At 65.5% G+C, this 11,824-nt stretch carries 13 protein-coding genes; 6 read left to right on the forward strand and 7 right to left on the reverse strand.

Going from position 1 to position 11,824, the window contains the following annotated elements; all coding sequences use genetic code 11:
• Nucleotides 1–13: 13 nt before the first annotated feature.
• Nucleotides 14–877, reverse strand: a complete 864-nt coding sequence (locus N539_RS0101150) for an SMP-30/gluconolactonase/LRE family protein (RefSeq protein ID WP_197018310.1) — start codon at nt 875–877, stop codon at nt 14–16.
• An 83-nt stretch (nt 878–960) separates the two neighbouring features.
• Here N539_RS0101150 and N539_RS0101155 point away from each other — a divergent pair, with 83 nt between their 5' ends.
• From N539_RS0101155 to N539_RS0101170, 4 genes are all read left to right on the forward strand, one after another.
• A complete protein-coding gene (locus N539_RS0101155; protein WP_231462805.1) occupies nt 961–1,836 on the forward strand; it encodes a 2-dehydro-3-deoxygalactonokinase in 876 nt (291 codons plus the stop codon).
• A complete protein-coding gene (locus tag N539_RS0101160; protein WP_051531133.1) occupies nt 1,833–2,462 on the forward strand; it encodes a 2-dehydro-3-deoxy-6-phosphogalactonate aldolase in 630 nt (209 codons plus the stop codon). Before N539_RS0101155 ends, N539_RS0101160 begins: the two co-directional genes overlap by 4 nt.
• Complete coding sequence (locus N539_RS0101165; RefSeq protein ID WP_028968775.1) at nt 2,459–3,382, forward strand: Gfo/Idh/MocA family protein; 924 nt, start codon at nt 2,459–2,461, stop codon at nt 3,380–3,382. The genes N539_RS0101160 and N539_RS0101165 overlap by 4 nt, the downstream gene beginning before the upstream one ends.
• Nucleotides 3,383–3,466: 84 nt before the next feature.
• Nucleotides 3,467–4,225 carry a Crp/Fnr family transcriptional regulator gene (locus N539_RS0101170; protein ID WP_051531134.1) on the forward strand — a complete coding sequence of 253 codons (759 nt, stop codon included), beginning with the start codon at nt 3,467–3,469 and terminating at the stop codon, nt 4,223–4,225.
• A 5-nt stretch (nt 4,226–4,230) separates the two neighbouring features.
• Here the strand turns inward: N539_RS0101170 and N539_RS0101175 are convergent, their stop codons facing one another.
• Together N539_RS0101175 and pyrC are read right to left on the reverse strand one after the other, a co-directional pair.
• Nucleotides 4,231–4,731 (reverse strand): type VI secretion system tube protein Hcp, encoded by a 501-nt coding sequence (locus N539_RS0101175; protein ID WP_028968777.1) that lies wholly within the window; start codon nt 4,729–4,731, stop codon nt 4,231–4,233.
• A 46-nt stretch (nt 4,732–4,777) separates the two neighbouring features.
• On the reverse strand, nt 4,778–5,800 hold the full coding sequence (gene pyrC / locus N539_RS0101180; RefSeq protein ID WP_028968778.1) for a dihydroorotase: 1,023 nt from the start codon (nt 5,798–5,800) through the stop codon (nt 4,778–4,780).
• A gap of 22 nt (nt 5,801–5,822) precedes the next feature.
• Here pyrC and ygfZ point away from each other — a divergent pair, with 22 nt between their 5' ends.
• On the forward strand, nt 5,823–6,587 hold the full coding sequence (gene ygfZ, locus N539_RS0101185; protein ID WP_028968779.1) for a CAF17-like 4Fe-4S cluster assembly/insertion protein YgfZ: 765 nt from the start codon (nt 5,823–5,825) through the stop codon (nt 6,585–6,587).
• Here the strand turns inward: ygfZ and N539_RS0101190 are convergent.
• The 4 genes from N539_RS0101190 to N539_RS0101200 all read right to left on the reverse strand — a co-directional run bounded on the left by N539_RS0101190 (nt 6,569) and on the right by N539_RS0101200 (nt 11,193).
• Nucleotides 6,569–7,237 carry a cyclase family protein gene (locus N539_RS0101190; protein WP_028968780.1) on the reverse strand — a complete coding sequence of 223 codons (669 nt, stop codon included), beginning with the start codon at nt 7,235–7,237 and terminating at the stop codon, nt 6,569–6,571. The genes ygfZ and N539_RS0101190 overlap by 19 nt on opposite strands.
• Nucleotides 7,198–7,545, reverse strand: a complete 348-nt coding sequence (locus tag N539_RS19150; protein WP_443027618.1) for a CBU_0592 family membrane protein — start codon at nt 7,543–7,545, stop codon at nt 7,198–7,200. Before N539_RS19150 ends, N539_RS0101190 begins: the two co-directional genes overlap by 40 nt.
• The gene (acnA, locus tag N539_RS0101195) at nt 7,461–10,139 is read right to left on the reverse strand and encodes an aconitate hydratase AcnA (protein ID WP_028968781.1); all 2,679 of its coding nucleotides are present in this window, start codon (nt 10,137–10,139) and stop codon (nt 7,461–7,463) included. Before acnA ends, N539_RS19150 begins: the two co-directional genes overlap by 85 nt.
• Before the next feature lie 76 nt (nt 10,140–10,215).
• Nucleotides 10,216–11,193 (reverse strand): magnesium transporter CorA family protein, encoded by a 978-nt coding sequence (locus N539_RS0101200; protein WP_028968782.1) that lies wholly within the window; start codon nt 11,191–11,193, stop codon nt 10,216–10,218.
• 67 nt (nt 11,194–11,260) lie between these two features.
• Between N539_RS0101200 and N539_RS0101205 the strand changes: the two genes are divergently transcribed.
• Complete coding sequence (locus N539_RS0101205; protein WP_028968783.1) at nt 11,261–11,818, forward strand: DUF2585 family protein; 558 nt, start codon at nt 11,261–11,263, stop codon at nt 11,816–11,818.
• The last annotated feature ends 6 nt before the right edge of the window (nt 11,819–11,824 follow it).

Here is an 11,824-nt window from a genome sequence, read left to right on the forward strand (position 1 = left end):
TCCTAAGGTCTCGTCAGCCGTCATAGGGGACGTCAGCCAGTCCCCTCGCCCCTGGAACCGTCATAAACAACCCCCCGGCATTTGGTTGCATTTCCAGGGCCGATTGATCGAGGTCAATGCTCGCCGAAGTAACGTACAGCCGGTCGAGATCGGGTCCGCCGAAGGCGCAGCTGGTGGGGCGCTGGACGGGCATTTTGACGGTCTCGACCCACTCGCCCGCCGCCGAGAAGCGGCGAATGCACCAGCCGTCCCAGAAGGCGATCCACAGGCAGCCGTCGCTGTCGACGGTCATTCCGTCGGGGTAGCCGTCGCCCGGGCCGAATTGGAGGAAAGTGCGGCGGTTGGCGGCTTGGCCATCGGCGCCGAGGTCGAAGGCATACGTCACCTGCCGCGCGGAATCGCTGTGGTACATGATGTCGCCGGACGGGCTGAAGGCCGGGCCGTTGGTTACTTTGTAGCCGCTATCTACGGCGGCCCAGCCAGTTGGCGCCACGCAGTAAAGCGTTCCCGTCGCGGCCCGCTCGCTATCGTCCATGGTGCCCGCCCAGAACCGCCCGCGGCGGTCGACTTTCCCATCGTTGAAGCGGTTATCCGGAAGCTGCTCCTCGGGCTTGGCGATGATCTCGAACCGGTCCGCGGCCGGATCGACAAGGGCGATGCCGTCTTCCGTCCCGGCAATGAACCCACCGCTTTTCCTCGGCGCCAGCGAGCCGATGCGCAGCGGCGTCGGCCACTCGGCCAGCCGGCCGTCCCCGTCGAGCCGGAAGATTTTCCGGCCCTTGATATCGAGCCAGTAAAGCGCCGACTCGCGCGTCACCCAGACCGGCCCTTCTCCGAGCACGGCGTGAACGTCCGCGATGCATTGCACCTCCGCCATTCGCATTGCCCTAGACAACAATGTCGGTGGAGCGAAGTTGCGCGGGCGCAGTTGTTGGCCCCATGGGCGAGGCCATGCGCTGGATGGACGGATTTATTGCGGTCGACTGGGGCACGACCAATCGGCGCGGCTACCGGATCGATTCGTCGGGCGAATGCCCAGGCGAGTTCGAGGACGGCAAGGGCATTTTGTCGGTGCCCAGCGGCGGCTTCCCGGCTGCGGTCGCGGAAATCCGCGAGCGGCTCGGCGATCATCCGCTTCTTCTCGCCGGCATGATCGGATCCAATCGCGGCTGGGTCGAGGCGCCTTACGTGCCCTGCCCGGGAGGAATCGATGAGCTGGCGGCGGCGCTGGTCTGGCCCGGCGAGCGCGAGGCGATCGTGCCTGGCATGTCCTATGTCGGCCAAGGGCGTGCCGACGTGATGCGCGGCGAGGAGGTGCAGCTGCTGGGCGGCGTCGCGTCGGGCCTGGTCGATCCCGAGGGCTTCGTCTGCCACCCAGGCACCCACAACAAATGGGCATTGCTGCGCCATGGCAAGTTGCAGACCTTCGGCACCGTGATGACGGGCGAGCTGTTCAACCTGCTGAAGGAGCACAGCATCCTGTGCGACCTCCTGCAAGGACCGGTGGAGGTCAACGACGCCTTCAGGCAAGGGGTGCGCGACGCGATGGAGCGCGAATTGCTTCCCGCGTCGCTGTTCGGAATCCGTGCCGCTGTGCTCCTTGGCCAGAAGCCCAAGGAAGACGCGCCGTCCTACACCAGCGGGCTGCTGATCGGAACCGACGTGCGCATTGGCCTCACCTGGCCGCTGACGGCGCAGATCGCCGTCATGGGACGCCCCGAGCTGACCCGGCTCTATGCGGCGGCGATCGCGGAATCCGGTCGCGAAACGATCGAGCTCGACGGGGAACGCTGCTTCCTCGCGGGCATTGGGGAGATCGCGAAGAGGATTTCATGAGCCCGACCGAAACCCTGCGCCACTATCTCGTGCAATGCCCGCTGATCGCGATCATCCGCGGGGTGACGCCCGACGCGGCCGAGGCGATTGGCGACGCCATTTACGAGGGCGGCATCCGGATTATCGAAGTGCCCCTGAATTCGCCGGACCCATTCGGAAGCATCGAGCGGCTGGCTGCAAAATTTGGCGAGCAGATACTGGTGGGCGCCGGGACCGTGCTTCGCTGGAGCGAGATTCATGACGTCAAGGCTGCGGGAGGCCGGCTCGTGGTCTCGCCCAACACCAACAGCGAGGTGATCGCGGCGACAGCGGAAGCCGGATTGGTGTCTTGCCCGGGCTATTTCACGCCCTCCGAAGCGTTTGCCGCTCTCGAGGCGGGAGCGACGGCGCTCAAGCTGTTCCCCGCGGAGGGCGCATCGCCCGCAGTGCTGAAGGCCCAGCGCGCGGTGCTTCCCAAGGATGTGCCCGTGCTGATCGTCGGCGGCGTCGCTCCGGACAATATGCAGCCCTGGATCGACGCCGGCGCTGCCGGCTTCGGGCTCGGGTCAGGCCTGTACAAGCCCGGCCAATCGCCGGCCGAGACACTCGAAAAGGCACACGCTTATGTCGCCGGGGTGCGGTCTTGAAGCCGATCAAGATTGCGATCCTCGGCTTCGGCAAGATCGCCGCCGATCAGCATGTTCCTGCCATCGAGGCCAATCCGCGGTTCGACCTGCTCGCGACGTCGAGCCGGTCCGGCGAGGGCGTCGCGCAGAGATTCACCGACTGGCGCGAGCTGATCGGCGCCGTCGATGGGCTTGAGGCGGTGGCGATCACCACGCCGCCCGAACCGCGCTACGACATGGCGCGCGAATGTCTCCTCGCCGGGCTTCACTGCCTGCTCGAAAAGCCGCCTACCACCGGAACCGCCGAGATCGCCGATCTCGATTGCCTGGCGCAAGCGGAACAGCGGACCTTGTTCACCACCTGGCATGCCCAGCACCATGCGACGGTCGATGCGGCCGCCAAGGCGCTCGCCGGCAAGCGCATCCGGTCGATGGCGATCCACTGGCACGAGGACTTCCATAAATGGCACCCCGGCCAGCAATGGATCTGGGAGCCGGGCGGGTTCGGCGTGTTCGATCCGGGGATCAACGCCTTTTCGATCGCGACGAAGATTTTCCCCGGCGGCCTGTTCGTGCGCTCGGCCGACCTCAGCGTGCCGCGGAACAGTCAAACGCCGATCGCCGCCGACATCGGCTTTTTCAGCCCCGAGGCCGATGGTCCACTGACCGCAAGTCTCGACTGGCGTCGAAGCGAAGACGAGGAATGGACCATTGCCGTCGGGACTACCGACGGCACATCGCTTCGTCTGGAAGACGGCGGCGCAAGGCTGGTCCTCAATGGCGACGTTCACGAGGACCACGGGCCGGGCGAATATCCCGACATTTATTCGACCTTCGTCGACCTGATCGACCAACGCAGCAGCCTCGTCGACGTCGCGCCGCTCCGGCTTGTCGCCGACTGCCTCCTCGTCGGCCGCAGGATCGAGGTCGATCCAGTTTAAGTCGGGCATTGAGCCGGATCGCGGCGTGGAACGCGATCGGCTCGCGCGCGTAATGACGGCGGGGCGCCGCGCCTGGGAGACGAAATGGCCGAGGTCATGGCCGATGAGCTGATTCAGGCTGACGAGGCATTCGCCGGTAACCGCCTGCTGTCGACCTTCTCGGCGGAGGCCCGCGGCTTGATCGAGCCGTTCGGAACGCTGGTTGCCCTTGCCGAAGGCGAGGAAGTGCTGCGGCGCGGCGATGAGGTCGAGGCGAGCCTGTTCCCGGTCGGGTCGACGATGATCTCGATGGGAGTCGAATTGTCGGGCGGACGGTCGATCGAAGTCGCATCAGTCGGCCGCGAAGGGGCGGTCGGAGGAATCGTAAGCTGCGGTCACGCGCCCGCTTTTTCACGCGCCGAAGTATTGATCGGCGGGTCGGCATTCCGCGTCCCGATGAAAGCCCTGGAAGAGGCCAAGGGGCGCTCGCCCTTCATCGCCAACCTGTTCTGCCGCTTTTCCGACTATTTGCTGTCGCAGGTCATGCAATCAGCCGCTTGCACCGCTTTTCATTCCATCCCCGAGCGAGCCGCGCGCTGGCTGCTCCATGCGCAGGATCGCGCGGGCGACCGCATCGAGCTCACGCAGGAGGCGTTCGCATCGCTGCTCGGCGTCCAGCGCACGACGGTCAATGCCGTCATCCGCGAGCTCCAGGAGGAAGGATTGGTGACGACGGGGCGCGGAGTCGTCCGCGTCGCCGACCGCGCGGGCCTCAAGCGTCGCGCGTGCGAATGCTACCGGACGCTCGAGGATCATTTCGGCGCGGTCATTGGCACCACCGGAATTGGCGCCCGAAGGGGCTGATCCGGTTAGTTGTTTTGAATGTTCGAACGCGTTTTGACGGCCGCCGCAGCGGATGCCTCCGCGCATAGCGGCTCGCTCTCGGTGAGAGTGATCGGCGACCAGTCGTCGGTTGCCATCATCCGCGCTCCCGTGCCCTCGACTTTCTTGATGTCGTAGCCCGCCTTCATGGCCATCAGCTGCGGGGTCGCGGCGTCCCACTCCTTCACGATCGTGAACGGCTTGTGCATTCGCTTGCCGGTCGCCTGGCCCGAAGCCTGATCACGCGGACTGATCACCTGGTACTGGGCGGCATGAATGACGCCCGCGGCGCAATTCAACCGGATGACCGCCGTGTCCGGACGCCCGTCGCCGTCGAGATCGCCGGTGCTCTTCGCCTTGAGATAGATGAAGCCTTGCGGAGTCTCGCGCGCGACTGAGTCGATCTTGAGGTAATAATCCGCGCTGGCGGCAGTCGCGGCGGTGGACAACAGCAAGGCAACGCCCGTCGTGAACTGCAATGTGCGCATGACCAATCTCCCCCGGGAGGCGCGCAGGATGCGCCTCGATTGGACTTCAGGCAAGCAATCTCCAGCCCAGCACTTCGCCGGCCTGGAACGGCACGACTCCCGCGAGTTCGTCCGGAACGCGGGCCTCACTGCGCTCCAGCGTCACGCTCCCCTCGTTGAGGGGCAGGCCGTAGAAGCGCGCCCCATTCTCTGACGCGAAAGCTTCGAAATGATCGAGCGCGCCTTCTTCCTCGAACACCGTCGCATAGCTTTCGAGCGCGAACGGCGCATTGAAGATCCCGGCGCAGCCGCACGATGATTCCTTCGCCTCGCGACTGTGCGGCGCGCTGTCGGTGCCGAGGAAGAATTTCGGCGAGCCCGAGCTCGCGGCCTTGCGCACGGCCAGGCGATGCTCCTCGCGCTTGGCGACCGGCAGGCAGTACGCATGCGGCCTCAAGCCACCGGCGAAAATCGCATTGCGATTGAGGATCAGATGTTGCGGCGTGACGGTCGCGGCCAAGCCGTCCCCCGCCTGCAGCACGAATTGAACGGCCTGCGCGGTCGTAATGTGCTCGAACACGATCTTCAGTCCTGGAAAGTCGCGCGTCACCGGTGCGAGCACGCGCTCGATGAACACGGTTTCGCGATCGAACACGTCGATGCGCGGATCGGTGACCTCGCCGTGGACGCACAGCACCATTCCGATGCGCTCCATCCGCTCCAGCACCGGGTAGATGTTGCGGATGTCGGTGACCCCGCTGGCGCTGTTGGTGGTCGCGCCCGCCGGATAGAGCTTGGCGGCGATCCACGCGCCGGTCTCGAACCCGCGGGCGAGCTCATCCTGGCTCGTCGAATCCGTGAGGTAGCAGGTCATCAGCGGCGTGAAGCCCGGCCCGGTCGCGTCGACGATCCGCGCGCGGTAGGCGCTTGCTTCTTCCGGCGTAGCGATCGGCGGCACCAAATTGGGCATGACGATCGCCCGCGCGAACTGGCGCGCGGTAAAGGGTGCCACGGCCTTCAGCATCTCGCCGTCGCGCAAATGCGCGTGCCAGTCGTCGGGCCGGCGGATCGTCAGTGTTTCATTTGCCACGCGGGCTACCTAACTGACGGATATGCTGGCGACCACCCTGACCGACCGCGCGCTCGTTCGACTGTCCGGCGAGGACGTGCACGGGTTTATGCAGGGCCTGGTGACGAACGATGTGACCGGCACGCTGCCGGTGTGGGCCGGGCTCCTCACGCCTCAAGGCAAGTGCCTGTTCGACTTCCTGGTGTGGGCGGATGGCGGGGACCTCCTGCTCGATTGCGAGGCCGCGGCCGCTGATGACCTGATCAAGCGGCTGACGATCTACCGTCTGCGCCGGCCGATCACGATTGAACGCGATTTGTCGCTCGCGGTGCACTGGTCGGTGGAGGGCGCCGAGGGCGTTCCCGATCCGCGCCTGGCGGACCTTGGCCGGCGTTGGCTCCAGCCTAGTACCCCTGCGAAGGCAGGGGTCCAGTCCGAACAAAAAGAGTCTGGGCTCCTGCCTTCGCAGGAGCACAAGTGGCTCGAGCATCGGCTGCGCCTCGGGATCACCGAGGGCCGCGCCGAGCTCGGCGACGTGCTCTGGCTCGAATGCAACGCGGTCGAGCTTAACGGCGTGAGCTTCTCGAAAGGCTGCTTCGTCGGGCAGGAGAATACGGCGCGGATGAATTGGCGTGCCAAGGTCAACCGCCGGCTGGTCGTGGTCGAGAGTCGCGAAGAAGGCCCGCGCCTGCGCATTGCCTATCCGGGGCTCGGCCTGGCTGTCGAACATCGCCGCACGGACGACCTCGACGGCACCATCATTCCCGCTTGGCTCGCTCGCTCGCTCGCTCAGCCAAGCACCGCATAGGCACGCACCGGGAAGGTTCCCATGCCCTTCACCTTGGGCGGCACCGCGGAGAAGCGAAAGCCCTCGTCGGGCAGGGCGCCGAGCCCGGTCATGTGCTCGCAGATCGGAATGCCGGCGCCGAGCAGGCGGGTGTGAATCGGCCGGGCGCGGACGTGCATGTTGTCGATGTTGCAGCTGTCGATGCCGACGATTCGCGCGCCATGGTCGACGAGCCAGTCCGCGGCCTCGGGGGTGACATAAGGATGCTCGCCGAAATAGGCGTCGCTTCGCCAGTGGCGGTCCCAGCCGGTGTGGAAAAGCACGGCTCTTCCGGCGACCTCGTGTCCTTCGAGATGCTGCGGCTCGATCGCGAGGCCATTCTCCCACGGCCGCCGGATGACGATGCCGGGCACATCGGCCAGCGACGGCAATTCCAGCTCGGACAAGTCGGCGCCGTCGGCATAACGATGAAAGGGGCTGTCGAGATAAGTGCCGGTATTGGCGACCATGTCGATACGCCCGATCTGGAAGGTCGAGCCGTCATCGTAATTGGCCGCCGTGCTTGTCCGCTCCCAGAAGTCGCAGATATGCGGCCCGGGCAGGCCCTTGTACGTGGTCATCCCGTCCTCAATCACATGGCTGAGGTCGATGATCTCCGCGCGATCCGCCATAAAGCAATTCCCCCGATCAGCATCCAGACCACATTGAGCGTCGTCGACGGTAACGCGCCGTGCCACCAGCCGTTGACCACAAACCCGGCGGCGCCGAACACATTCATCCACTGATACAACCGCGACTGCCCTGTCAGCTTGCCCGCCGACAGCAGCCCATAGGCCGCAAGGATCAGAAGCGCGCCCGCCCAGCCGACGACTTCGACCGTGAGCTGGATCGGGCTCAGGCGGCCAGTCTCCGCAGCACGTACTGAAGGATTCCGCCCGAGCGAAAATATTCGAGCTCGTTGTAGGTATCGATGCGGCAGCGCGCGGTGAAGCTGCTGGTGGTGCCGTCCTGCTTCGTGACATGAACCTCGACATCCTGGCGCGGTTCGATCGCCGCAACGCCCGAGATGCTGAAGGATTCGCTTCCATCGAGTCCCAGGCTTTCGGCATTCTCGCCATCGCGGAACTGGAGCGGGAGCACGCCCATGCCGACCAGGTTGGAGCGGTGGATGCGCTCGAAGCTCTCGGCGATGACGGTCCGGACGCCGAGCAGCAGCGTGCCCTTCGCCGCCCAGTCGCGTGAGCTGCCGGTGCCATATTCCTTGCCGGCGAGGATGATGAGCGGCGTGCCGTCATGCTCGTAGGCCATGGCCGCATCGTAGATCGGGAGGATCTCGCCCGTCGGGGCATAACGCGTGAAGCCGCCCTCGACATTGTCGAGCATGCGGTTGCGGATGCGGATGTTGGCGAAGGTGCCGCGCATCATCACCTCGTGATTGCCGCGCCGCGCGCCATAGCTGTTGAACTCGGCGCGGCTGACCTGATGCTCGAGCAGGTAGCGGCCGGCCGGGCTGTCGGGCTTGATCGCGCCCGCCGGCGAGATGTGATCGGTCGTGATCGAATCGCCGAACATTGCCAGCGTCCGCGCGTCCTTGATGTCCTCGGGCGGTTTCGCGGTCATCGTCATCCCCGTGAAGTACGGGGGGTTCTGAATGTAGGTCGAGCCGGCCGGCCAGCCGTAGGTCGCGCCGCCTTTGACTTCGATCGCGCGCCAGCGGTCGTCGCCGCGGTAGACGTCGGCATAGCGGCTGCGGAACATGTCGGAATGGACGTGTGCATCGACCAGCGCGCGCACTTCCTCGTTGCTCGGCCAGATGTCCTTAAGGAACACCGGCTCACCGGTGGGCGAGGTGCCGAGCGGTTCGGCCGTCATGTCGGACCTGACAGTTCCCTTGAGCGCGTAGGCGACCACCAGCGGCGGCGACGCGAGGTAATTGGCCCGGCAATCGGGCGACACGCGGCCCTCGAAGTTGCGATTGCCCGACAGGACGCTGACGGCGACCAGGTCGCGGTCGTTGATCGCCTTGCTGATCGGCTCGGCGAGCGGACCGCTATTGCCGATGCAGGTAGTGCAGCCATAGCCGACCAGGTCGAAGCCGAGCGCATCGAGGTCCTCGGCAAGCCCGCTGGCCTTGAGATAATCGGTGACCACCTGGCTTCCGGGCGCGAGGCTGGTCTTGACCCATGGCTTGGTCGTCAGCCCTTTCTCGCGCGCTTTGCGCGCGACCAGGCCGGCCGCGACCAGCACCGACGGGTTGGAGGTGTTGGTGCAACTGGTGATCGCGGCGATCACGACGTCGCCGTTGCCGACGTCATAGTCCGCGCCTTCAACCGGCACGCGGGGATCATTGTGCTTCTTGTAGGTCCCCTCGAGCTCGGCGTTGAACTGGTCGTCGACGTCTTTCAGAAGAACCTTGTCCTGCGGCCGCTTCGGGCCCGCCAGCGAGGGCTCGATCGTCGCCATGTCGAGCTCGAGCGTATCGGTGAACAACGGCTCGGGCGATCCCGCGTCGCGCCACAAGCCCTGCGCCTGGGCATAGGCCTTGACCAGAGCGATGCGGTCGGCGTCGCGGCCGGTCAGCTCGAGATAGTCGATGGTCCGCTGGTCGATCGGGAAGAAACCGCAGGTCGCGCCATATTCCGGCGCCATGTTGGCGATCGTCGCCCGGTCGGCCAGCGTCAGCGCGTCGAGTCCGGGGCCGTAGAATTCGACGAAACGGCCGACGACGCCCTTCTGGCGCAGCATCTGGGTGACCGTCAGGACAAGGTCCGTCGCGGTGATCCCTTCGCCGAGCCCGCCCGATAAGCGGAAACCGACGACTTCGGGGATCAGCATGCTGACCGGCTGGCCGAGCATTGCCGCCTCGGCCTCGATCCCGCCGACGCCCCAGCCGAGGACGCCGAGGCCGTTGACCATGGTCGTGTGGCTGTCGGTACCGACCAGAGTGTCGGGATACGCCACCATTTCGCCGGACTGATCCTCGCCGGCCCACACGCATTGAGCGATATATTCGAGGTTGACCTGGTGGCAGATGCCGGTGCCGGGCGGAACCACCTGGAAGTTGTCGAACGCTTGGCTGCCCCACTTCAGGAACTCATAGCGCTCGCCGTTGCGCTGATATTCGAGCTCGACGTTCTTGCCGAACGCGCGCGGGGTGCCGAACTCGTCGACCATCACGCTGTGGTCGATGATGAGGTGAACGGGCACGAGCGGATTGATCTTCTGCGGATCGCCGCCGAGCCCGGTCATCGCGTCGCGCATCGCGGCGAGGTCGACCACCGCCGGAACTCCGGTGAAGTCCTGCATCAGCACGCGGGCCGGACGGTACTGGATCTCGCGCGAGATCTTCCGCTCCTTCTGCCAGTCGGCCATCGCCTGGAGGTCGTCGCGGGTGACCGTCTTGCCGTCCTCGAAGCGCAGCAGATTCTCCAGCAGGACTTTCATCGAGAACGGAAGCCGCGAAATGTCGCCGAGCGTCTCGGCCGCCTTGGCCAGCGAATAATAAGCGTAGCTCTTGCCCGCCGCCTCGAGGGTTGAACGGGTCCTGAGGCTGTCCTGGCCGGAGGGGATCATCGGCGTCCTTGGTTTCGAGCGGGTGACGGGGCGTGCGCGCCCTTAGCAACCACCGCTGCAAGCGGCAAACCGCCGCTCAGATCCAGCCGCGCCGTTTGAAGTACAGATAGGGCAGGATCATGCTGGCGAGCATCAGCACCAGCGATGCCGGATAGCCCCACATCCACTCGAGCTCCGGCATGTGATGGAAGTTCATGCCGAAGATGCCGGCAACCAGCGTGGGCGGCAGGAACACCACCGCCGCCCAGGAAAAGAGCTTCATCGCGGCATTCTGCTCGATGCTGATGAGGCCGAGCGAAGCGTCGAGCAGAAAGGTGAGATTGTCGGACAGGAAGCTCGAATGTTCGCTCAAGGACGTGATGTCCGTCGTCAGGCTGGTGAGGTGGTGCCGGGCGTCGACCTGCTCCTTGGCATGCATCAGGTTGGAACCGCCAAGGAAGCTCAGCATCCGGTTCGAGCTCACCGCCGAATAGCGGATTTTCGCCAATAGGGTTTGCGCTCGCCCGATCCGGGTCAGCAGGGCCGTGAGGCGGGTCGCGGGAATTCGCCTCGCCTCGAGGTCGCGCGCGAAAATGTGCGACGAGATCTGCTCGATCTCCGCGCCGACATTTTCCAGCTCGTCGGCGAGCCGATCGATGATCGCGTCGAGCAAGCGGACCAGGACCGTCACCGAATCGCGCGCAAGACCGGGCTCGCGCTGAACGTGCCCGGCAAACGCCAGCACGGGCTTGGGCGTCGCGTAGCGAATCGTGACCAGGCGGCCGTTGGCGAGCACGAAACCGACGGGGGTCGTGGACGGGGCTCCGTCGGCGACGCCGTAAAGGACGCTGACGGTCATGTAGAGCACGCCGTCGCGCTCATAGAGCCGGCTCGAAGGCTCGATCTCCTTCATCTCGTCTTCGGTGGGGATGCCGACCTGGATGCAGCGCTCGACCAGCGCTTCTTCTTGCTTGGTCGGTTCTTCGAGGTCGATCCACGTGGCCCCGTCCGGAATGCGCTCGACCTCAGGGTCGATCACGCTTCCGTCGCAGCCCGGTCCGTAAGTGCGCAGCATCGGGCGCGTGTGTCCGATGATCGACACGGCTTTGCAAGCCGGTTTGCTCTGCTACCCTTGCAAAGGCATGACCCGCAGCCGCGCCGCGTTTGCGGCAATCCTCATCCTCGTTGCCGCGGCCGCGATCCTGCTGGCGATGGGCCGCAATCCAATGTGCACCTGCGGAACGATCGACCTGTGGGTCGGCGAACGGGACAGCGCCAGGACGAGCCAGATGCTCGCGGACTGGTACAGCCTCAGCCACATCGTCCACGGCCTGTTGTTCTACGCGGCGCTATGGCTGGTCGCCCGGCGTCTGCTCCCCGAGTGGCGCTTCCTGATCGCCCTGATCATCGAATCGGCATGGGAGGTGACGGAGAACACGCCGTTCATCATCGACCGCTATCGCGAGACCACGGCCGCGCTCGGCTACACCGGCGACAGCGTCATCAACTCGCTGTCCGACATTCTGATGATGGCCGCCGGCTTCTTGATCGCGCGCAAGCTTCCGATCTGGGCCTCGGTCGCGCTGCTGATCGTGCTCGAAGTCGTGCCGCTGTTCGTCATCCGCGACAATCTGACGCTCAACGTGTGGAACCTGCTCGCCTCGAACCCCGCGGTCGCCGCCTGGCAGGCGCGCCACTGACCGGCA

Source organism: Sphingomonas sp. URHD0057, assembly GCF_000620665.1.
In the GTDB taxonomy this organism is placed as follows: Bacteria; Pseudomonadota; Alphaproteobacteria; order Sphingomonadales; family Sphingomonadaceae; genus Sphingomicrobium.